The sequence below is a fragment of the Janthinobacterium sp. genome (genome assembly GCF_031995485.1).
Classification (GTDB): domain Bacteria; phylum Pseudomonadota; class Gammaproteobacteria; order Burkholderiales; family Burkholderiaceae_D; genus Janthinobacterium.
On record NZ_DAMAGB010000067.1, the window covers coordinates 1 to 20,035 of the forward strand.

A 20,035-nucleotide genomic window follows, 5' to 3' on the forward strand; every position below is an offset into this window, starting at 1 on the left:
TTCACATCCACCGCAACACCAGCTTTCGCTGGCGCCATCGTTTCCTGGCGCTGGCGAAGACCGACCGGCCCCGCTGCCTGCACGGCATTACCGAAGCCGATGAGATGTATCTGCTCGAATCACAGAAGGGATCGCGGCACCTGACGCGGCCGGCGCGCCAGCGTGGCGGCGCAGCGCGCCAGCGCGGCATTTCCGATGAACATGTGTGCATCCTGGTGGCGCGCGACCGCACCGGGCAAACCATCGATTTTGTCGCTGGCCGTGGCCAGCTCAGCAAGGCCAAACTGCAAGCATGCCTGCCGGGCATCATCGATCGCGACATTTTGCTGGTGAGCGATGGCCATCCTGCCTATCCCGTGTTCGCCCGCGAGTTCGGTATTGCGCATGCGGCGGTGAACTTGCGCGCGGGCATCCGCGTGCGTGGCACCGTCCACGTCCAGAACGTGAATGCCTATCACAGCCGCCTGCGCGGATGGCTGAGCGCGTTTCATGGCGTGGCGACACGCTATCTGCCGAACTATCTGGGATGGCGCTGGATCCTTGATGCCAGGAGAATTATCTCGTCACAAAGCTTGCTCAAGGCCACCATGGGAACCTTTCCACACATGATGGTGACATAGCCTAAAAAAGCCGGTCCTGCCTGAGCAGGAGCCGGCTTTCAACGGCGCTGGCAGAGATCAGTTCAGATACTTTGCCAGCCAGCCTTCCACTTCGCTATAGAAGAAGCGGCTGTTCTCGCCTTTTAAAATCCAGTGGTTTTCATCGGGGAACACCAGCAGCTTGGCCGGCACATTCAGGCGCTGCTGCACCGCAAAGTTCATCAGCGCATTATTGGCCGGCACGCGATAGTCGAGTTCGCCCACTGTGATCAGGATCGGGGTGGTAAAACCCGTGCCTTTTTCGTGGTTACCCGCCTGCATGATCGGGCTTTGATCGCGCCAGACGGGCAGGTTGGACCAGACCGGGCCGCCCGCATTGACTTCACGGCCGAAGCCGCCGTCGCTGGTGCCCCATTGCATGATCAGGTCCATCTCGCCCGCGTGCGAGACGATGGCCTTGTAGCGCGTGGTGGTCGCCTGCAGCCAGTTGGCCAGGTGGCCGCCATAGCTGGCGCCGCCCGCTGCCAGTTTGTTGCTGTCGATGAAGGAATATTTTTTGATCGCTTCGTCGACGCCCTGGTTGATCTCGTCGGCCGGTCCTTTCAGCGGATCGAACTGGATCGAGCGGGCAAACTCCTCGCCATATCCGGTCGAACCCTTGTAGTCGGTCAGCAGCACGATATAGCCGGGCTTGGCCAGCAGATGATAGTTCCAGCGCAGCACGAACTGGTCGCGCCACATGCTGGCCGCGCCGCCGTGGATCACGGTAAACAGCGGATATTTTTTGTTCGGATCGAAGTTGGCCGGCTTGACGATCATATTGTGGATCTGGCGGCCGTCCGCTGTCCTGAACCAGAAGTGTTCGGGCGCCTGCCAGGCTATCTTGCCGGCCTTCTCCGTATTGAAATCGGTCAGGCGTTTCGGCTGCTTGCCGTTGAATGCATAGATTTCAGGCGGATTGATGCTGGACTCCCAGACGCCGACCAGCGCCTTGCCGCCGCTGCTGAGCGAACTGATGCTGCCGGTAGGCAAGGACGGCTCGTCGCGTACCTCGCCGCCTTTCACATCCATCGAATACAGCTTTTCCAGGCCAGCATGTTCATAGCTGAAAATCACGCGCTTGCCGCCGTCCGGCAGCACGAAGCGCGAGATCGAACGGTCGAGCTTGTCAGTCAGGATGGTCGGCGCAGGATTGACCAGCGGCCAGGCAAAGCTGGCCAGGCGTTTCACGTCGTAGACCTTGCCCGGCGTTTCCGCGTCGCTCAGGGTGAACAGCGTCTTGCCGTCGGCGGAAAATTTCAGCGCGCCATAGCTGCGCTGGTCCTGTGTCAGCTTCTGCGGCTCGCCACCGGCTGCCGGCACCAGGTACAGCTGGGAGTGCACGGCGGCGCGCTGGGCCGCATCGTGGTTGGTGGCCGCATTGAACACCACGCCCTTGCCGTCCGGCGTCCAGATCGCGTCCAGCGACTGTCCTTCATCGCCCTGGCCGCCGCCAAAGCCCGGCAGCGCCACCAGTTGCGTGCCAGACAGGATATCGCGCGGGGGCGATTCCGGCTGGGCCGCAGCTTGTACATCGATCACGAACAGCCGCACCTGCTTGTCGGTCAGCCATTTGTCGAAGTAGCGCGGCGCCGTGGTTTCATACGAGCGGGCGCTGTACTTGCGGTCCTTGCGCTCTTTCGCGCTCTGTTTGACGTCCGCTTCGGTCTTGTTGCCGGGGTAGATGTCGCTGATAAACAGCAGCTGCTTGCCGTCCGGGCTCCACTTCGGCATGCGCGCGCCCAGGGTCAGGGTGGTCAAACGTTGTGCTTCGCCGCCAGCCACCACGTCCAGTCGGTAGATCTGGCCGGCCTCGTCACCGTCGCGCCTGGCGACGAACACCAGCTGGCGGCTGTCGGGCGACCAGGCCACGGCGCCTTCGCCACCTTTTGAAAACGTCAGGCGGCGCGCCGCGCTGTCGTCCGTGAGCGACTTGATCCACAGGTCCGACCATTGGTCCTTGCTGTCGTAGGCGCTGTCGACCACGGAAAACACGGCCCATTTGCCGTCGGGGCTGGCGACCGGCGCGCCCACGCGCTTCATCAGCCACACATCTTCATGCGTGATGGCATGTTTGGCGGTTTGCGTGGCGGCAGCGGGAGTGGCGGCCGTGGTATCGGCAGCCTGGGCAAGCGAGGCGCATGCCGCCGCGATCAGCAGCGAAGCAAGGGAACGGCGAAGACGGGGTGATGTCATGAGCAGGGTCCTGGACGTGATTGAAAAGAATACGAAGGGCAACATTATTGCCGATGAATTTGCCGCATGCCAAGGCGAGGTACCGTTACTTACCATCGCCATGCGCTGCCTGCCGGACGCGGCGCCGCTTGTCGATCAGTTAAACTTGCCGCTTTCCTTACGCTCGCGCCGCCAGCCCATGAAAATTTATCTATCCTTATTGAAAACGGCCGTGTTGGCTTCGACGGCTCTGCTGGCAGGCCAGTCGATCGCCGCCGACGCTGCGCCGTACCCGAATACCAGCGCCATGGGCGTGGGCCAGGCGGAAACGACCGCCTGGTATGCGGCCTGCATGAAGGTCGCCATGGCCGCGCCGCCGCCGGCCGACCTGCCCGCGCCGTCCGCCGCCGCCTCTTTGCAGCAATGCAAGGCCAGCGACCTGTATTACGATACCAAGAGTATGTCCGCCGCCAAGCCGGAAGACTGGCGCCAGGTGCGCCATTGCGCCGTGGCAACCAACAACAGCGAAGTGCTGATGATGCTGTACCAAAACGGGCAGGGCGTGGCCAAGGCGCCGCCGCTGGCGCTGAAATACGCGTGCAGCATCGGCGCCGCACCGGCCGAGATGGCGGGCCGCGTCGAACACCTGCAACAACTGGCCGCCAGCGGGCAGGGCAATATCGACCTGTGCGACGACATTACCAGTGGCTACATGATGGGCGTATGCAGCGCCATCGATGCGCGCCAGAAAAACCGTGCGCGCAGCGCCGCCACCGGCAAGACCAACGCCAACTGGCCGGCCGCAGCGCAGGCATCGTTCAGGAAACTGGAAACGGCGACAGCCAACTTTGCCGACGCCCGTGCCGGCAAGGAAACCGACCTTAGCGGCACGGCGCGCGCCGCCATGAGCATCGCCGCCCGTAATGCCGAGCTGGAATTGCTGGCGCAGGACGTCAAGCAATATGAAGCGGGCAAGCTGCCGGCCGCTGCTACCAAGGCACAGGCGCAGGCGCGCGACAAACAGCTGAACGTGATCTACGGCAAGCTGATGAAGCAGCCTGCAGACACCTACGCCGGCGCCGTCGAGAAAGACGGCATCCGCGACACCCAGCGCCTGTGGCTCAAGTACCGCGACGCGTGGCTGGCCTTTGGCGCCGCGCACTATCCGTCCGTCAGCAGCGACACGTGGGCTGCGGTATTGACAGCGCGCCGCAATACGCAACTGGAAGAGTTGCTGGTGAAATGATGCGCGAGGCCTATTATCACGAAGACGACTTCTGCCAGGTCGAGCTGCTGCCGCTCGACAGCCTGCAACACTGCTTGAGGCAGATGGGAGAACAGCAGGTGTTTGCCGGCGCCCACCGGAGCGGCGCCGGCTGGACCGAGATGCATGTGCGCGAAGAGGCAGCGTCGAAGCTGTGTACGTTGGGCATCACGGCCGAGCAGCTGCGGCTGGCAGTGCAGGATGTGCTGCCGCCGTACGACGCCGTATTTACCGGCTACAGCAGCTACCGCGTGGAATGCAGGAATGTACTGGCATTTGGCGGGGAGGATACGGAAACCCTGTTCGCCGGCCTCGATGAGCACGGTATCGTGGCCGACCTGTGGTGCAGCGACGCCATGCCGGAACTGCTGCGCCTGCCGTTGCCGGAGCAATTGCTGCTGGCCGACTGGAATGCGGGCCTGGCGTGTCCTTTGTCGGACCACGCACTGTTTGCGCGCTATTTGCAGGAATACGAGCTGGATTAAAACTATTCGCAGGCGATGGCGTTCGGCTGCGCCACCTTGTCCACCGATGCCAGGCGCGCCATGTCGTGGCCGTCGCCCTCCTGCAGATACGGCTGGTACGTGTCGATGATGATGCGGGCACGCGCCTGCCAGCCGCAATTGTCAGGCTGTCGTACGGGCACGCGCAACAGCTTGCGCGCTTCGGCGTCGTTGGCAAAGCAGAACCAGGCATCGTGCTTGGCTGCCGGACGCGGCAATCGCCCCCACTGGGCCTTGTCCGGTGCGAAGCAGACATGTTCGCCGATCAGCTGCAAGCTCGTTTCGTCCGTGCGCAGGCTGTACTGGCCATCGAGCACGATGGGCGTCTGAGTCTGTGCAGAAAGATGAGAAGCGGCAAGCAGAAAGAGGGTGGCAAGTTTCACGAAGGCCTTCGAGGTCGGTGATGGACATGGCCCCATGGTAGCACCGCGCCAGCCGCCGGCATTCGTACGTTAACGAAAAAAGCCCATCCGTGAAGATGGGCTTTTTCGTACTGCGCATTCGTGGTAGGCCGTGCGGGATTCGAACCTGCGACCAACGGATTAAAAGTCCGCTGCTCTACCAGCTGAGCTAACGACCCGAAAGAGGCCGCATTATATATGGCTGGCGAAAGAATGCAAAGTCCTTTTTTGGCTGCTAGCCGGCAAGCTGGTGCAGCGCCGCCGTAATCTTCAGCACTTCGCCGATGGTGGTCATGCCCTCGGCCACCTTGTGTGCGCCGGCCAGCCGCAGCGGCGTCATGCCGTCCAGCATGCTCTGGCGCCGCAAGGCATGCAGGTCGGCGCCTTCCCTGACCAGCTGGCTGAAGCGTTCGCTAACGGTCAACAGTTCATAAATGCCGGCCCGGCCCCGGTAGCCGCTTTGCCGGCACTGCGGGCAGCCGACGGGGAGGTAGCTGGCAGTGGGGCGCGCCAGCTGGCCACCCGTCAGGCTGTGCCATTGGGCGTCCGCTGGCGCCGCGTCTTCCTGCTTGCAATCGGGGCACAGGCAGCGCAGCAGGCGCTGGGCCAGCACGCCGACCAGGCTCGCTTCGAGCAGGTAGGCTGGCACGCCCAGTTCCAGCAGCCGCATCACGGCCGACGGCGCATCGTTGGTGTGCAGGGTCGACAGCACCAGGTGGCCCGTCAGTGCGGCCTGGACCGCCATCTCGGCGGTGGCCAGGTCGCGGATTTCGCCGACCATGATGATGTCCGGGTCCTGCCGCAGCAGCGCGCGCACGCCGTCGGCAAACGACAGCTCGGCCTGCACCTGCATCTGGTTGAAGGCAGGCTCGACCATTTCAATCGGGTCTTCCACCGTGCACACATTGACTTCGCTGCTGGCCAGTGCTTTCAGCGTGCTGTACAAGGTGGTGGTCTTGCCGGAGCCAGTCGGGCCTGTCACCAGCACGATACCGTGCGTGCGCGCCGTCAGGTCGCGCCAGCGCCGTGCGTCGGCCGGCGGAAAGCCCAGCTGGTCCAGGCTTTTCATGACCACCTCGGGATCGAAAATGCGCATCACCAGTTTTTCGCCAAACGCGGTGGGCAGGGTGGACAGGCGCAGTTCGATTTCCTGGCCCTGCGCATTGCGCGTCTTGATACGGCCGTCCTGGGGGCGGCGCTTTTCCACCATGTCCATGCGGCCCAGCAATTTGATGCGCGCCGTCATGGCCAGCATCACCACCGGCGGCACCTGATACGCCTGGTGCAGCAGGCCATCGATGCGCAGGCGCACGAAGCCGGCGTCGCGCTTCGGTTCCAGGTGAATATCCGAGGCGCGCTGGGCAAACGCGTATTGCCACAGCCAGTCGACGATGCGCACCACATGCTGGTCGTTGGCGTCCAAACTGCCCTTGCTGCGGCCCAGTTCTACCAGCTGCTCGAAGTTGTGGCGCAGCGACAGGTCTTGCGTGGACGATTGCCGCGCCACCTTGACGGAGCCGGCCAGGCCGAAAAACTGCGCGATGTAATCGGCGATCAGCAGCGGGTTGGCGATCACCAGGTGCAGCTTGCGCGGCGCCAGCCGTCCCAGTTCGGACTGCCAGCCCAGCGCATACGGCTGCGCTGTGGCGATCACGATGCGTTCCACGTTGCTCTCCACGGGCAGGATATTGAAGCGCGCCGCATAGCTGGCCGTCATCACGTCCGCTACTTTGCTGAAATCGATGTTCAGGGGATCGATGCGCAGATAGGGCAGGCCGGCGCGCTTCGCCAGCCAGGCGCACAGCGTATCGAGAGTCAGTGGCGCATGCGGTGCCAGCGCCGAGCGCAGCTGGCAGTCGGCCACGGCGCATAGCGGGTGGATGGGCTTGCTGTGCTGCAGACAGGTCTGCGCGCGGGTGCGGATTTCGGCAATCGTGTCGGCGGCCAGATAGCCATCGGCCAGCAGCCACGAAATGATTTCCTGCAGGTCGAGCGGAGCGGAAGCAGGGGAGGGAGACATGGCCGGCGCCTTTCATGGCCGCCGGCAGGGTAAAAGCGGGGCGGCTTACAGCGTGCTCTGGATGCCCTTGAGCCAGGTTTTGGCGGGCAGCTTGGTATCGGCGACGATCTGCCTGGCGCGTTCGAGCAGGGCGACTTGCGCCTCGGCATCGAGCGGCACTTTGGTCTTGAAGGCGATCGCCACGACGTTCCCATCATGGACTTCCGGCAGGCAGATCACCTGTGCGAACGCAAACGTCATCGCCTTGATGTTTTTGGCATAGCTGGGGTGGTCGCCAAACAGATTGACCGTCATGATGCCGTGCGGCGCCAGGCAGGCGCAGCAGGCGGTATAGAAATCGGCGCTGTCGAGCACGGGCCCGCGCGCTGTGGCGTCGTACAGGTCGACCTGCAGCGCGTCGAGCGTGCCGTGGTTGGCGTCGTCGTTGACGTAGTCGAGTGCATCCATCTCGCGCACGTGCAGGCGATCGTCATTCGGCGGCAGCTTGAACATCGACTCGCAGATGGCGATCACGGACGGATTCAGTTCGATCGCGTCGACCTGCGCCTGTGGAAACGTGCGGTAGCAGAACTTGGTCAGCGCGGCCGTGCCCAGGCCCAGCTGCGCCACGCGCTGCGGTTCTTTAATCCACAGCATCCAGGCCATCATTTGCTGCGCGTATTCCAGTTCCGGCCAGTCGGGCTTGCGGATGCGCATCGCGCCCTGCACCCATTCGGTACCGAAATGCAGATAGCGCACGCCATCCATTTCGGACAGGGTAACGGGCGCATAGCGCGGCTTGCGCGCGGGACGCGAGGATTCGACTTGTTCGATGGATTTTCGTTTGATAAGCATAAGGCGGCCTGAAAGTGTGCCGCATTATAGCGTGCAACGAAAAATGCCGGCCCCTGGGGACCGGCACTATATGGATGTACTACTGCGTAAAAAGCCTGGTAGAAGGATGTACTACTGGGTAACAACGCCTATACCGACGCGCAGCAGCTTATGTCATGCGTCACTGCTGAGCTGGTTCGATCGATACGCGCAGGCGGATGCGTTCGCCCGGGTCGTACGAGGTGATGTTGGTGTAGTTGCGGCCGCGGTAATCGTAGGTCACCTGGTAGCCATTGTTGCGCGACTCCCAGTGATCGACCTGGCGGCATTGCTTGATGGCTTGCTCCTGCGGACCACCCTGGTAGTTGTTCTGGTTGTCCACGCGGTCACCGACGACGGCGCCGGCAATCGCGCCGGCAGCGGCGGCGGCCGTGCGGCCATTGCCGCTACCGACCTGGCTGCCCAGCAGGGCACCGGCGATACCGCCGACGATCGAGCCGCCGGCGCTGCGCTGTTGCGGCGGGGCCTGAACCTGCACGTATTCCGTGCGGCATTCCTGGCGTGGACGGTTGATCTGTTCCACTTGCGGCACCACGCGCACGACCTTGCCGAAATCTTCGAAGTCGGCGGCCTGGGCAAGTGGCAAAGCACCGATACAAAGGGCTGACACGATCAATTTGGCTTGCAGGTTCATTTTTTACCTCGTTATGTAGAGTAACTTCAGAGTGTTATTTGCAACGTGATTCCAGTGTAATCCGCTTGCTCTCGCCGGTGTCATACGGCTGGCAACAAAATGTAACAACACAAGCTGCTTGCCCCTTGGCTTGTAACATGCACTTTCAATCGATACAAAAGATTGAAAGTGACTTGAAACTGGCGGTTTGTAACAAATCTTGCGTTTGATATCATATTCGGGTTGATTCATGCAGGACAACACGTTACCCTAATACGCGTATGGCTTTATAAAAACGCCGTCTTCGCATGCCGAACCGATGCCGAACGACGCGCCGCGTGCGTATTGACCCGCAGGTGGAGAATGCAAAACAGAGCAGCCGGAAAAGATCCATACATAACAGGTCGATTTGAGGGAAAAATGAGTTTGTTAATAACCGTGCCGCCCAACCTTGTCCAGTCCATCCGCGCCTTTCGCGTGACCGAGTTACAAGACGAGGCGATTCGTCTCGGGCAGCACTTTTTATATGCCCACTGCAATGCCGGACTGACCAAGCAGCAAGTCATCGGCATCATCGCCGAAGCATTTTTGTTCCCCAAAAACCTGGCCAAGAATTTCGATGCCTTGCGTCTTTGCCTGACGGACACGATGTTCAAGGCCGGAACCCAGACGGGTTTCCTGGTAGTCCTCGAGCAATTGCCCAATACCCAGAAATTCGACAAGGAAGCGCGCGAGATCCTGCTCGATGTGTTCCGTGATGCAGCGGACTACTGGGCCGAGAAAAAAGTCCCGTTCCGCGTCTTCTACTCCTTCGAGTAAGCGCTTGCTTTACTTCCGTGTGCCTGAAATGCTACGGCACCGGGAATCAGCATCCAGAAAAATGACCTGCTGGCGCCGGTTTTCATGTATGCTGCGCCGCAACAATCCCCTCTGCCTTTCTTGGTTCGCACCGTCATAGCGGGTACAATGCGCGCTATGAAAAATATCGTTATCCTTATTTCCGGACGTGGCAGCAATATGGAAGCGGTGGTACGTGCCGCGCAAGCCGAACAATGGCCTGCCCGCATTGCCGCCGTTATCAGTAACCGGGCCGACGCCCAGGGCCTGGTCTTTGCCGCGCAACATGGGATAGCGACCGCAGTCGTTGCCAACAAGGATTACGCCAGCCGCGCCGAATTTGACGCGGCCTTGCGGAACGTCATCGACGGCTTTGCCCCCGACCTGGTGGTGCTGGCCGGTTTCATGCGCATCCTGACCGAACCGTTTGTCGAGCACTATGCGGGGCGCATGCTCAATATCCACCCATCGCTGCTGCCGCTGTTCCCGGGCATGGCGACGCACCGGCAGGCGCTCGAGGCCGGCGTGACGGAACACGGCGCGACCGTGCATTTCGTCACCGCCGAACTCGATCATGGTCCGGCCGTGGCCAGCGCCACGGTCCCCGTCTTGCCGGGCGATACAGAAGAGAGCTTATCGGCGCGCGTGCTGGTACAGGAACATCTGCTTTACCCGCGCGCCATCCGCCTGTTCATTGACGATAAACTGTCGGTAGAGCATGGCCAGGTCCGCGTGGACCCTCAATAAAATATTACAGGAAGAATAACAATGAGATTGCCACCAGCGATACTTGCCAATGCTGAAGAAGTGTTGCGCGAAATTTTACGTTTCACGGCGCCAGCCGACACTACCCTGTCGCGCTATTTCCGCGACCACCCACGCCTCGGTTCGCGCGAGCGCGGCGCCATCGCCGAAGGCATCTATGCCGTGCTGCGCAACAAGTCCTTCTTTACCGATTTCGCCGAAGCGGGCAATGGCCCGACCATGCGCCGCCTGACCATCCTGGGCCTGGCCGAAGCGATGGGCGCCGATTCGCTGGGCGGCCTGACGGAAGAAGAAGTGGAATGGCTGGAACGCATCAAGCAGATCGACCGTAACCTGATGCCGGCCAATATGCGCTCGAACATGCCGAAGTGGCTGTTCGACAAGCTGATCGCCCAGTTCGGCGAAGCCGAAACCATGCAGCTGGCCGATGCCTTGAATTCGCCGGCGCCGCTGGACCTGCGCGTCAACTCGCTCAAGGCCACGCGTGACGACGTGATGCTGGCTTTGGCCGAAGCGCCGATCCTCAGCACGCCGACGCCGTACGCCCCGCTGGGCCTGCGCGTGATCAAGAAGCCGTCGCTGCAGAACATGCCCCTGTTCCAGAGCGGCGCCATTGAAGTGCAGGACGAAGGCAGCCAGATCCTGTCGCAGATCGTCGGCGCCAAGCGCGGCGAGATGGTGGTCGATTTCTGTGCCGGCGCAGGCGGCAAGACCCTGGCCCTCGGTGCATTGATGCGCAACACGGGCCGCTTGTACGCATTCGACGTGTCGGAAAAACGCCTGGCCAAGCTGAAACCGCGCATGGCCCGCAGCGGCCTGTCGAACGTGCATCCGGTGCAGATCGCGCATGAACGCGATGCCAAGATCAAGCGCCTGGCCGGCAAGATCGACCGCGTGCTGGTCGACGCACCGTGCAGTGGCCTGGGTACCCTGCGCCGCAATCCGGACGTGAAATGGCGCCAGCAGCCGAACTCCATCGTCGAACTGCAAGCCAAGCAGGCAGCGATCCTGGCCGGCGCCGCGCGCCTGGTCAAGGGCGGCGGGCGCCTGGTGTACGCCACCTGCAGTTTCCTCAATGAAGAAAACGATGCGATCGCCGAGCAGTTCCTGGCGGCCAATCCCGACTTCACCCTGGTGCCGATGAACAAGGTGCTGGCCGAGCAGAAGATCGCACTGGAGATGGGCGACTATTTGAAACTGCTGCCGCATTTGCACCAGACCGATGGCTTCTTTGCTGCCGTGTTCGAGCGCAAGGTCATGCCGAAAAAAGTCTACGCCGACGAAAAGCCGGCCGACGAGGCTGACGCCGAGGCAGCCGAGTAATCGTATTGCTGGCGGCCGCTGCACTCGCAGCGGCCGCTGTTGTTTCCAGCCAGCCCGCCTGGCGTGAGCGCTTGCTCATCCCGTCACACCTTCCACTGCATCCGCCATGACCCAGACTCCGCTGCTCAATCTGATCACCGATTTTGTCGATGATTTCCGTCAACCGGCCATCCTGTGGCAGGCGCTGGCCATCGTCGCCTGCCTGGCGCTGAGCTGGATCTTCGTGCGCCAGCTGCGCGCCATGCTGGCCAAGCGGGCCGATGCCGCCATGCCGCCGGCCAGCGCCGAAGTGCGCACTCGCACGGAGAGCTTTATCCGCATCCTGACACCGGTGCTGACCGCGTTGCTTCTGGGGATATCCCAGCATTTCCTGGCCAGGTTCCAGAGCGTCAACCTGCTCAGTATCGCGGTGCCGCTGTGCACCTCGATGGCGCTGGTGCGCTTCGGCTTTTATGTGCTGCGCCGCATCTTTGCGCGCCATGGCGAGATCAGCCCGACCATGCTGCTGCTGGAAAAGGTATTTACCATTGTCGTATGGCTGGGCATGGCCCTGTATATCACGGGACTGTGGCCGGAATTGCATGAATTCCTGGAAAGTATCGTGGTGCCGCTGGGACGCAACAAAGTGTCGGTGGCTGCCATCTTGCAAGCCGCTATTTCGGTGGCCGTGCTGATGGTGCTGGCGATGTGGGCCGGTACCGCGCTCGACGACCGCCTGATGAAAATGCAGGGCCTGCACTCATCCTTGCGGGTGGTGATGTCGCGCATGGGCCGCGCCGTACTGATCCTCGTTTCCGTGCTGGTCAGCCTGTCGCTGGTGGGCATCGACCTGACCGTGCTGTCGGTGTTCGGCGGCGCGTTCGGCGTGGCGCTCGGCTTTGGCCTGCAGAAGATTGCCGCCAATTTTGTGTCCGGATTCATCATCCTGCTCGACCGCAGCCTGACCATCGGCGACATGATCACGGTGGGGCAGTTCAGCGGAAAAGTGACGCAGATTAATACGCGCTATACTGTGTTATTGGGTGGCGATGGCGTTGAATCCATCGTGCCGAATGAAATGCTGATCTCGGGCGGCGTACAGAACATGTCGCTCAGCAATCGCATGGTATGGTTGTCTGCCACCGTATCGGTTGGCTATGAAACCGATATTGACGTTATCTTCCCGTTACTGGAAGCGGCGACGGCCAGTGTGCCCCGCGTTTCCAAAAGCAAACCACCGTCGGCGACGCTGGTGCGCTTCGGCGCCGATGGCCTGGACCTGCAGATCGGCTTCTGGATCTCGGATCCGGAAAACGGCACTGGCGGGGTGAAGTCGAATGTGAATCGCGCCATTTGGCGTACGTTGCAAGAACATAAGGTGTCCGTACCATTCCCGCAACGCGAGTTGCGTATTATCGGCGCCCCGCCAACCGCCCTGACCGGGGTCGCGGAAGCTGAATCCACGTCTCCCGGCATGCAGCCCTGAACTCGCTGCCTGCTTTCAAAAACGCCTGATCATGCCCATAAGGGCGTACAATCACGCCTAAAATTGTCGAATATTGACCCTCCAGCGCGGCTGGAGCGAACGTGTACAAGCCCCATCCACCTGGAGTAGTAATGACATTGAGTTCCGTTTTACATGACGTATTGCAGTTCATGGCAACAGGCATCACCGATCTGTCCGCATGGCAGGTCTTTCTGTACACCATGGTGGTGACCCATATCACCATCGCCAGCGTCACGATTTACCTGCATCGCCACCAGGCGCACCGCGCGCTGGAATTGCACGCCATTCCCAGCCACTTTTTCCGTTTCTGGCTGTGGCTGACCACCGGCCAGGTGACCAAGGAATGGGCCGCGATCCACCGCAAGCATCATGCAAAATGCGATACGGAAGAAGATCCGCACAGCCCCGTCACGCGCGGCATCAAGAAGGTATTCTGGGAAGGTGCCGAGCTGTACCGTGCCGAGTCGAAAAACCTGGAAACCATGGCCAAATACGGCCATGGCACGCCAACTGACTGGATCGAGCGCAATCTGTACACCAGATACAGCTGGCTGGGCGTGGTCTCGCTGCTGTTCATCAATTTCGCCCTGTTCGGCGTGATCGGCATTTCGGTGTGGGCGGTGCAGATGATGTGGATCCCCGTGACGGCAGCCGGCATCATCAACGGCATCGGCCATTACTGGGGCTACCGCAACTATGACTGCGCCGATGCTGCCACCAACATCATCCCGTTCGGCATCCTGATCGGCGGCGAAGAACTCCATAACAACCATCATACATATGCAACGTCGGCCAAGCTGTCGTCAAAATGGTATGAGTTCGATATCGGCTGGGCGTATATCCGCTGCCTGGAAATGCTGGGCCTGGCCAAGGTGAAGAAGCTGGCGCCAGAACCGAAGTTCTCGCATGGCAAGCTGGAGGCCGATTTCGACACCTTGCAGTCGGTAATCGCCAACCGCTATGACGTGATGGCCAAGTACGCCAAGTCGATCAAGTCGGCCTGGAAGGAAGAGCTGGAACACCTGAAAGACAAGGCAGAACTGGAAAAGCGTTTCCTGAAATCGTCGCGCAAGCTGATGCAGCGCGAACCGGGCAAGCTGGCCGATGCGCATCACGAGCAATTGTCCGAGCTGTTCCAGCACAGCAAGTCGCTGGAAACCATGCACCATATGCGCGTCGAGCTGGGCGCCATCTGGGAGCGCTCGCATTTTACGCGCGAGCAGCTGCTGCAGAAGCTGCAGGACTGGTGCGTGCGTGCCGAGGCGTCGGGCATCAAGTCGCTGCAGGAGTTTTCCCTGCGCCTGCGCAGCTACGCTTGAGAGGGGGCAGACCCTGTGGGTCTGACCCCAGTTTTTGCTTTTGGGGTTTGCGGGTTAAGTGTAACCCTGTCCCAACCCTTAAAATGCCGGGGTCAGACCCAAAGGGTCTGACCCCAAAAAAAAACCGCTCAATGAGCGGTTTTTTTTCAGATACAAAGATCGATTACTTGATCTTGGTTTCTTTGTACGTCACGTGCTTGCGTGCTTTAGGATCAAATTTCATGATCTCCATTTTCGCAGGCGTCGTACGCTTGTTTTTGGTGGTCGTGTAGAAGTGACCCGTACCGGCGGTCGATTCTAACTTGATTTTGTCGCGGCCTGATTTTGCCATGATAGCTCCCTTGTTCTGCTAATTAGACTTTTTCGCCACGAGCGCGCATGTCGACCAATACGGCGTCGATGCCGACTTTATCGATGACGCGCAGACCGGCGTTGGACAAACGCAGGGAGACCCAGCGGTTTTCAGATTCAACAAAAATACGACGATTCTGCAAGTTAGGCAAAAAACGACGTTTGGTTTTGTTGTTTGCATGGGAAACATTGTTGCCGACCATCGGCTTCTTCCCAGTGACTTGGCAAACACGTGCCATGGCGCACTCCTTAAAGACATTCCAAATTGGAAAAACGAGAGTATATCCAAAAAAATCAGATTTATCAATGACTTGCGAAAAACAATTGTGTCTTGTTGTATTGGATTTATTTAACAATTGAAGTTGCCGCCATTTTCTCCATGAAAAATCTGGTAAACACCGTTGTTTACTGGTAGGCAACAGCAGAGATGGGCATGCGTATGTCCTTGTTTACACATGGTAAACTTTGCAGACGCGCATGCAGCCTAGAGTTGGCCGTGTTCGGCGAACGAATGCACCTGGCGGCCGGCCACCACGAAATGGTCGAGGATGCGGATATCGACCAGCGACAGCGCCTGCACCAGCGCGCGCGTCAGCAGCAGGTCCGATTCGCTCGGCTCCGGCGTGCCGGAAGGGTGGTTGTGCGCCAGCATCACGCTGGCCGCGTTGTGCACCAGCGCCTGTTTCACCACTTCGCGCGGATAGACGCTGGTATGGGTGAGGGTGCCGCGAAACATTTCGCGCGTGCTGATCAGGCGGTTCTTCACGTCGAGGAACAGCACATGGAACGATTCATGGCCGAGGTTGCCCATGGTCATGCGCAGATAGTCTTTCACGGCATGGGGCGAGTTCAGGGCCTGGCCCGACTGCAGTTCTTCGACGATGGCGCGGCGCGCCAGTTCCATCACCGCCTGCAGCTGGGCGAACTTGGCGCTGCCCATGCCGTGCACGGCGGAAAAATTGACCAGGCTGGCGCCGAACAGGCCGCGCAGCGAGCCGAAGTGTTCGACCGTGTCGCGCGCCAGCTGCACCGCGCTCTTGCCGCGCACGCCCGTGCGCAGGAAGACGGCCAGCAATTCCGCATCCGACAGCGTGTGCGCGCCGTCTTCGATCAGCCGTTCCCGGGGCCGCTCGCGGGCGGGCCAGTCCTTGATTGCCATGTTTGCTCTCCCGTGTTGTGCGGCATGCTCATCGTTTGATGGACGCATGGGGCAGGCGCGGCCAGTGTGGCTTACAATATCGGTTTGCATCAGTTACCTGAAAAATGACCATGTCCAACCAGCAACCAGCAGTTGTCACCAAAGCGGCCTATCTCACCCTGCATTATCGTCTTGCCACGCTGGACGGTACTGATATTGTCACTACCTTCAATGGAAATCCGGCGACCCTGATGCTGGGACAGAACCAGCTGGCGCCGTTCCTGGAAGAGCGCCTGCTGGGTTTGCCTGAAGGCACACATCAAACCTTCGAGCTGGCCGCCAGCGAAGGCTTTGGCGAGCGTCATCCGGACCTGGTGCAATCGGTGTCGCGCGCCACGCTGGACGAAAACTCGGTACCGGGCGCCGACTACAAGATTGGCGACCTGGTCGATTTCGCCGCCCCCGGTGGCGGCCGTTTTGCCGGCGTCCTGCGCGAAATGCGCGACGATTCGGCCCTGTTCGACTTCAACCACCCGCTGGCCGGCCAGCCGCTGCGGTTTGAAGTCAAGTTGATTTCGGTGCTCTGAGGAGATGACCATGGACAAGGAACTGTTACTGGCCCAGCCGCGCGGCTTTTGCGCCGGGGTTGACCGGGCGATCGAAATCGTCGAGCGTGCGCTGCAACAATTTGGTGCGCCCATCTATGTGCGCCATGAAATCGTCCATAACGCCTATGTGGTGGCCGACCTGCGCAACAAGGGCGCCATCTTCATCGATGACCTCGATGACGTACCGGCCGGCAATACGCTGGTGTTTTCGGCCCATGGCGTGTCGAAAGCCGTGCGCGCCGAGGCCGAATCGCGCGGTTTAAGCATTTTTGACGCCACTTGCCCGCTGGTGACCAAGGTGCACATGGAAGTGGCCAAGATGCGCCGCGAAGGCCGCGAGATCATTATGATCGGCCACGATGGCCATCCCGAGGTCGAAGGCACCATGGGCCAGGCCGAAAAAGGCATGCATCTGGTGGAAACGCTCCAGGATGTGGCAGCCTTGCAGGTGGCCAATCCGGACAGCCTGGCCTATGTTTCGCAGACAACGTTGTCAGTTGACGACACTAGCGACATTATTGCGGCGCTGAAAGCGAAATTTCCGAATATTTCCGAGCCGAAAAAAGGCGATATTTGCTACGCCACCACCAACCGCCAGGAAGCCGTCAAATTCATGGCGCCGCAGGTGGAAGTGGTGATCGTGGTCGGCAGCCCGAACAGCTCGAATTCGAACCGCCTGCGCGAAGTGGCAGACAAGATGGGCACGCCTGCGTACATGGTCGATAACGCCTCGCAGATCGACCCGGCCTGGCTGGAAGGCAAGCTGCGCGTGGGTGTGACGGCTGGCGCGTCGGCGCCCGAGGTGCTGGTGCAAGCCGTGATCGACCGCCTGAAAGAGTGTGGCGTGAAGAGTGTGCGGCCACTGGACGGCGTGCAGGAAGCCGTCACATTCCCGATGCCGAAGGGTCTCGATGGCGTGAAACGGGTAGTCGAGCAGGTCAGCTTCGGAGAAACTCCCGCCTGATAACTGAATTTAATTCGGAATTGTTTGATTTATTCCAAGCTTAGTTTTTGCAAAAGATCGTTATGATTGTTCGGAGCTTGAATATGTTGTCGTTATAGCCAAGTAGGCGCGCGCCCGTTAATGGTGCGTGCACCAACTTGGTGATGATGGTCCAAGGATGGCACTGCAGGAATTTTTCCTTCGGTGCCGTTTTTTTATCAGCGGCAGCATGGCAGGTAAAAGTTGTTCCCGACAAATGCAGATCGATAGGGCAAACTGACATGGATACATTCATCCAGCAAATCATCAACGGCCTGGTGCTGGGCAGCATGTATGCCCTGGTCGCCCTCGGTTATACGATGGTGTACGGCGTGCTGAACCTGATTAACTTCGCCCACGGCGACGTGCTCATGGTCGGTGCTATGGTGGGCCTGAGCATTTTGAAGCTGCTGGGCATTTATGTGCCGGACTGGCCCGGCTACCTGAAACTGGCCACCGCCATTCTCGGCGCGATTCCCGCCTGTATCCTGGTCAACATCATCATCGAGCGGGTCGCCTACCGCCGCCTGCGCAACGCCCCCCGTCTTGCCCCCCTGATTACCGCCATCGGCGTGTCCATCCTGCTGCAGACCTTTGCCATGATGATCTGGACCCGCAACCCGCTGCCGTTCCCGCAACTGCTGTCAACCGATCCGATCAATATCGGCGGCGCGGTGATTTCGCAGACGCAAGTGCTGCTGCTGGCCCTGGCCGCCATCTCCATGGGCGCGCTGGTGATCCTGGTGGAAAAAACCAGGATGGGCCGCGCCATGCGGGCCACGGCGGAAAATCCGCGCGTGGCCGGCCTGATGGGCGTCGATTCCGACAAGGTCATCGTCGCCACGTTTGCCATCGGCGCCGCACTGGCTGCCGTGGCCGGCGTGATGTGGGGCGCCAACTATGCTTCGATTCAATTCTCGATGGGCGCGATCCCCGGCCTGAAGGCGTTCTGCGCCGCAGTGCTGGGCGGCATCGGCAATATCTACGGCGCCATGATCGGCGGCATCTTGCTGGGTATTATCGAAAGTCTGGGCGCCGGCTATATCGGCGATATCACCGGCGGGTTCCTCGGCAGCCACTACCAGGACATCTTTGCCTTTGTCGTGCTGATCATCGTGCTGACCCTGCGCCCGTCCGGCATCATGGGCGAACGCGTGGCTGACCGCGCCTGACGTCATTAGGAGATAAAAAATGGCACTGCTCGACTTCGACGTCAAAAAGAACCCGGCCAAAGCGTACGCCGGCATGGTCGGCCTGGCCGCGCTGCTGATGGTGTTTCCGTTCTTTGCCGCCCAGTTCGGCAACTCGTGGGTGCGCATCATCGACATGGCGTTGCTGTACATCATGCTCGCTTTGGGTCTGAATATCGTGGTGGGCTTTGCCGGCCTGCTCGACCTTGGGTATATCGCGTTTTACGCGGTCGGCGCCTACCTGACGGCGCTGCTGGCGTCGCCCCAGTTCGCCATCCTGCTCGAATCGGTGATCAACCAGTATCCGGTGTTTGGCGAGTCGCTGGTGCAGCTGATGGGGCCGGAAATCCGCGAGAACGGCATCCATCTGTCGGTATGGGTCATCGTGCCGCTGGCCGCTGCGGTGGCCGGCCTGTTCGGCGCACTGCTGGGCGCGCCGACACTGAAACTGCGCGGCGACTACCTGGCCATCGTCACGCTGGGCTTTGGCGAGATCATCCGCATCTTCATGAACAACCTCAACGATCCGATCAATTTCACCAACGGGCCGCAGGGCATCAACCTGATCGATCCGATCCGCGTGTTCGGCGTCAACCTGGCAGGCGAGGCTGGCAGCAACAGCACCGTGATGCTGGGCGGTTTTTCGATGCCGTCCGTGAACGCCTATTACTTCTTGTTCCTGTTCCTGTGCATCGCCGTGGTGTTCGTCACCAAGCGGCTGCAGCACTCGCGCCTGGGCCGCGCCTGGGTGGCGATCCGCGAGGACGAGATCGCCGCCAAAGCGATGGGCATCAACACGCGCAACGTCAAACTGCTGGCGTTCTCGATGGGCGCCTCGTTCGGCGGCGTGGCGGGCGCCATGTTTGCCTCGTTCCAGGGCTTTGTCTCGCCCGAATCGTTCTCGCTGACCGAATCGATCGCCGTGCTGGCGATGGTGGTGCTCGGTGGCATCGGCCATATCCCGGGCGTGATTTTGGGCGGCGTGATCCTGGCCTCGATCCCCGAGCTGCTGCGCCATGTGGTCGAGCCAGCCCAGCAGGCGCTGTTCGGCAAGGTCGTGATCGAGGCGGAAGTGCTGCGCCAGCTGCTGTATGGCCTGGCCATGGTGCTGATCATGCTGAACCGTCCGGCCGGCCTGTGGCCGTCGCCGAAGAGCGAAGACCGGCCCGACCATGATGTCGACCAGCCCAACAAATCGACCGATGTCGTATCAGCCTGAGGAGAACGCATTGAGCGAACAGATCATTCTCAATATCGCCGGCGTCAACAAGCGCTTCGGCGGCCTGCAGGCCTTGACCGATGTGGGCATTACCATCAGGCAAGGCCAGATCTATGGCCTGATCGGCCCGAACGGCGCCGGCAAGACCACGTTTTTCAATGTGATCACCGGCCTGTACCAGCCCGATACGGGTACCTTCGAACTGGCCGGCAAGCCGTATTCGCCGTCGGCGCCGCACAAGGTGGCCAAGGCAGGGATTGCGCGCACGTTCCAGAATATCCGCCTGTTCGGCGACATGACGGCGCTGGAAAACGTGATGGTCGGGCGCCA

General features: G+C 60.7%; 21 protein-coding genes and 1 tRNA gene. 13 read left to right on the forward strand and 9 right to left on the reverse strand.

Annotated elements, in window-relative coordinates; all coding sequences use genetic code 11:
* Nucleotides 1-620 (forward strand): IS1595 family transposase (locus tag RTQ46_RS25500; protein ID WP_312440399.1); only part of this gene is annotated, 620 nt, incomplete at its 5' end.
* Nucleotides 621-677: 57 nt separating this feature from the next.
* Here the strand turns inward: RTQ46_RS25500 and RTQ46_RS25505 are convergent.
* Nucleotides 678-2,834 (reverse strand): S9 family peptidase, encoded by a 2,157-nt coding sequence (locus RTQ46_RS25505; RefSeq protein ID WP_312440400.1) that lies wholly within the window; start codon nucleotides 2,832-2,834, stop codon nucleotides 678-680.
* Between the two features lie 178 nt (nucleotides 2,835-3,012).
* Between RTQ46_RS25505 and RTQ46_RS25510 the strand changes: the two genes are divergently transcribed.
* Both RTQ46_RS25510 and RTQ46_RS25515 read left to right on the forward strand, forming a co-directional pair.
* Nucleotides 3,013-4,059 (forward strand): lysozyme inhibitor LprI family protein, encoded by a 1,047-nt coding sequence (locus tag RTQ46_RS25510; RefSeq protein WP_312440401.1) that lies wholly within the window; start codon nucleotides 3,013-3,015, stop codon nucleotides 4,057-4,059.
* Nucleotides 4,056-4,562 (forward strand): hypothetical protein, encoded by a 507-nt coding sequence (locus tag RTQ46_RS25515; RefSeq protein WP_312440402.1) that lies wholly within the window; start codon nucleotides 4,056-4,058, stop codon nucleotides 4,560-4,562. The genes RTQ46_RS25510 and RTQ46_RS25515 overlap by 4 nt, the downstream gene beginning before the upstream one ends.
* 2 nt (nucleotides 4,563-4,564) lie before the next feature.
* Here RTQ46_RS25515 and RTQ46_RS25520 read toward each other — a convergent pair whose 3' ends face one another.
* The 5 genes from RTQ46_RS25520 to RTQ46_RS25540 form a co-directional block, all read right to left on the reverse strand.
* Entirely contained in the window at nucleotides 4,565-4,963 is a 399-nt protein-coding gene (locus RTQ46_RS25520) for a hypothetical protein (protein ID WP_312440403.1), read from the reverse strand.
* Nucleotides 4,964-5,084: 121 nt separating this feature from the next.
* Nucleotides 5,085-5,160 (reverse strand) — tRNA-Lys (locus tag RTQ46_RS25525).
* Between the two features lie 56 nt (nucleotides 5,161-5,216).
* Nucleotides 5,217-7,001: an ATPase, T2SS/T4P/T4SS family gene (locus RTQ46_RS25530; RefSeq protein ID WP_312440404.1), complete on the reverse strand. Its 1,785-nt coding sequence runs from the start codon at nucleotides 6,999-7,001 to the stop codon at nucleotides 5,217-5,219.
* A 45-nt stretch (nucleotides 7,002-7,046) separates the two neighbouring features.
* Nucleotides 7,047-7,835: a spermidine synthase gene (locus tag RTQ46_RS25535; protein WP_312440405.1), complete on the reverse strand. Its 789-nt coding sequence runs from the start codon at nucleotides 7,833-7,835 to the stop codon at nucleotides 7,047-7,049.
* A 160-nt stretch (nucleotides 7,836-7,995) separates the two neighbouring features.
* On the reverse strand, nucleotides 7,996-8,508 hold the full coding sequence (locus RTQ46_RS25540; protein WP_312440406.1) for a glycine zipper 2TM domain-containing protein: 513 nt from the start codon (nucleotides 8,506-8,508) through the stop codon (nucleotides 7,996-7,998).
* A gap of 399 nt (nucleotides 8,509-8,907) precedes the next feature.
* Here RTQ46_RS25540 and RTQ46_RS25545 point away from each other — a divergent pair, with 399 nt between their 5' ends.
* The 5 genes from RTQ46_RS25545 to RTQ46_RS25565 all read left to right on the forward strand — a co-directional run bounded on the left by RTQ46_RS25545 (nucleotide 8,908) and on the right by RTQ46_RS25565 (nucleotide 14,217).
* Entirely contained in the window at nucleotides 8,908-9,306 is a 399-nt protein-coding gene (locus tag RTQ46_RS25545) for a barstar family protein (RefSeq protein ID WP_312440424.1), read from the forward strand.
* Nucleotides 9,307-9,462: 156 nt separating this feature from the next.
* The gene (gene purN / locus RTQ46_RS25550) at nucleotides 9,463-10,071 is read left to right on the forward strand and encodes a phosphoribosylglycinamide formyltransferase (protein ID WP_312440407.1); all 609 of its coding nucleotides are present in this window, start codon (nucleotides 9,463-9,465) and stop codon (nucleotides 10,069-10,071) included.
* A 21-nt stretch (nucleotides 10,072-10,092) separates the two neighbouring features.
* Nucleotides 10,093-11,412: an RsmB/NOP family class I SAM-dependent RNA methyltransferase gene (locus RTQ46_RS25555; RefSeq protein ID WP_312440408.1), complete on the forward strand. Its 1,320-nt coding sequence runs from the start codon at nucleotides 10,093-10,095 to the stop codon at nucleotides 11,410-11,412.
* Between the two features lie 106 nt (nucleotides 11,413-11,518).
* Nucleotides 11,519-12,877: a mechanosensitive ion channel family protein gene (locus tag RTQ46_RS25560; protein ID WP_312440409.1), complete on the forward strand. Its 1,359-nt coding sequence runs from the start codon at nucleotides 11,519-11,521 to the stop codon at nucleotides 12,875-12,877.
* Nucleotides 12,878-13,008: 131 nt separating this feature from the next.
* Nucleotides 13,009-14,217 (forward strand): fatty acid desaturase, encoded by a 1,209-nt coding sequence (locus RTQ46_RS25565; RefSeq protein ID WP_312440410.1) that lies wholly within the window; start codon nucleotides 13,009-13,011, stop codon nucleotides 14,215-14,217.
* Between the two features lie 163 nt (nucleotides 14,218-14,380).
* Here the strand turns inward: RTQ46_RS25565 and rpmG are convergent, their stop codons facing one another.
* From rpmG to radC, 3 genes are all read right to left on the reverse strand, one after another.
* Nucleotides 14,381-14,548 (reverse strand): 50S ribosomal protein L33, encoded by a 168-nt coding sequence (gene rpmG, locus RTQ46_RS25570; RefSeq protein WP_010400929.1) that lies wholly within the window; start codon nucleotides 14,546-14,548, stop codon nucleotides 14,381-14,383.
* 22 nt (nucleotides 14,549-14,570) lie between these two features.
* Nucleotides 14,571-14,807 carry a 50S ribosomal protein L28 gene (gene rpmB, locus RTQ46_RS25575; protein WP_010400928.1) on the reverse strand — a complete coding sequence of 79 codons (237 nt, stop codon included), beginning with the start codon at nucleotides 14,805-14,807 and terminating at the stop codon, nucleotides 14,571-14,573.
* Nucleotides 14,808-15,052: 245 nt separating this feature from the next.
* On the reverse strand, nucleotides 15,053-15,727 hold the full coding sequence (gene radC, locus RTQ46_RS25580) for a RadC family protein (protein WP_312440411.1): 675 nt from the start codon (nucleotides 15,725-15,727) through the stop codon (nucleotides 15,053-15,055).
* Nucleotides 15,728-15,837: 110 nt separating this feature from the next.
* Between radC and RTQ46_RS25585 the strand changes: the two genes are divergently transcribed.
* From RTQ46_RS25585 to RTQ46_RS25605, 5 genes are all read left to right on the forward strand, one after another.
* Complete coding sequence (locus tag RTQ46_RS25585; RefSeq protein WP_312440412.1) at nucleotides 15,838-16,293, forward strand: FKBP-type peptidyl-prolyl cis-trans isomerase; 456 nt, start codon at nucleotides 15,838-15,840, stop codon at nucleotides 16,291-16,293.
* A gap of 10 nt (nucleotides 16,294-16,303) precedes the next feature.
* Nucleotides 16,304-17,278: a 4-hydroxy-3-methylbut-2-enyl diphosphate reductase gene (gene ispH, locus RTQ46_RS25590; RefSeq protein ID WP_312440413.1), complete on the forward strand. Its 975-nt coding sequence runs from the start codon at nucleotides 16,304-16,306 to the stop codon at nucleotides 17,276-17,278.
* Nucleotides 17,279-17,538: 260 nt separating this feature from the next.
* On the forward strand, nucleotides 17,539-18,468 hold the full coding sequence (locus RTQ46_RS25595; protein ID WP_312440414.1) for a branched-chain amino acid ABC transporter permease: 930 nt from the start codon (nucleotides 17,539-17,541) through the stop codon (nucleotides 18,466-18,468).
* 19 nt (nucleotides 18,469-18,487) lie between these two features.
* On the forward strand, nucleotides 18,488-19,705 hold the full coding sequence (locus tag RTQ46_RS25600; protein WP_312440415.1) for an ABC transporter permease subunit: 1,218 nt from the start codon (nucleotides 18,488-18,490) through the stop codon (nucleotides 19,703-19,705).
* Nucleotides 19,689-20,035, forward strand: a 347-nt coding sequence (locus tag RTQ46_RS25605) for an ATP-binding cassette domain-containing protein (protein WP_409518374.1), incomplete at its 3' end; no start/stop codon positions are given. The genes RTQ46_RS25600 and RTQ46_RS25605, both read left to right, overlap by 17 nt.

Bases quoted from the DNA above. Each gene is read 5' to 3' on its own strand.
- RTQ46_RS25505 (WP_312440400.1), bottom strand. From the start codon at position 2,834: ATGACATCACCCCGTCTTCGCCGTTCCCTTGCTTCGCTGCTGATCGCG.
- RTQ46_RS25510 (WP_312440401.1), top strand. From the start codon at position 3,013: ATGAAAATTTATCTATCCTTATTGAAAACGGCCGTGTTGGCTTCGACG.
- RTQ46_RS25515 (WP_312440402.1), top strand. From the start codon at position 4,056: ATGATGCGCGAGGCCTATTATCACGAAGACGACTTCTGCCAGGTCGAG.
- RTQ46_RS25530 (WP_312440404.1), bottom strand. From the start codon at position 7,001: ATGTCTCCCTCCCCTGCTTCCGCTCCGCTCGACCTGCAGGAAATCATT.
- RTQ46_RS25535 (WP_312440405.1), bottom strand. From the start codon at position 7,835: ATGCTTATCAAACGAAAATCCATCGAACAAGTCGAATCCTCGCGTCCC.
- RTQ46_RS25540 (WP_312440406.1), bottom strand. From the start codon at position 8,508: ATGAACCTGCAAGCCAAATTGATCGTGTCAGCCCTTTGTATCGGTGCT.
- RTQ46_RS25545 (WP_312440424.1), top strand. From the start codon at position 8,908: ATGAGTTTGTTAATAACCGTGCCGCCCAACCTTGTCCAGTCCATCCGC.
- purN (WP_312440407.1), top strand. From the start codon at position 9,463: ATGAAAAATATCGTTATCCTTATTTCCGGACGTGGCAGCAATATGGAA.
- RTQ46_RS25555 (WP_312440408.1), top strand. From the start codon at position 10,093: ATGAGATTGCCACCAGCGATACTTGCCAATGCTGAAGAAGTGTTGCGC.
- RTQ46_RS25560 (WP_312440409.1), top strand. From the start codon at position 11,519: ATGACCCAGACTCCGCTGCTCAATCTGATCACCGATTTTGTCGATGAT.
- RTQ46_RS25565 (WP_312440410.1), top strand. From the start codon at position 13,009: ATGACATTGAGTTCCGTTTTACATGACGTATTGCAGTTCATGGCAACA.
- rpmG (WP_010400929.1), bottom strand. From the start codon at position 14,548: ATGGCAAAATCAGGCCGCGACAAAATCAAGTTAGAATCGACCGCCGGT.
- rpmB (WP_010400928.1), bottom strand. From the start codon at position 14,807: ATGGCACGTGTTTGCCAAGTCACTGGGAAGAAGCCGATGGTCGGCAAC.
- radC (WP_312440411.1), bottom strand. From the start codon at position 15,727: ATGGCAATCAAGGACTGGCCCGCCCGCGAGCGGCCCCGGGAACGGCTG.
- RTQ46_RS25585 (WP_312440412.1), top strand. From the start codon at position 15,838: ATGTCCAACCAGCAACCAGCAGTTGTCACCAAAGCGGCCTATCTCACC.
- ispH (WP_312440413.1), top strand. From the start codon at position 16,304: ATGGACAAGGAACTGTTACTGGCCCAGCCGCGCGGCTTTTGCGCCGGG.
- RTQ46_RS25595 (WP_312440414.1), top strand. From the start codon at position 17,539: ATGGATACATTCATCCAGCAAATCATCAACGGCCTGGTGCTGGGCAGC.
- RTQ46_RS25600 (WP_312440415.1), top strand. From the start codon at position 18,488: ATGGCACTGCTCGACTTCGACGTCAAAAAGAACCCGGCCAAAGCGTAC.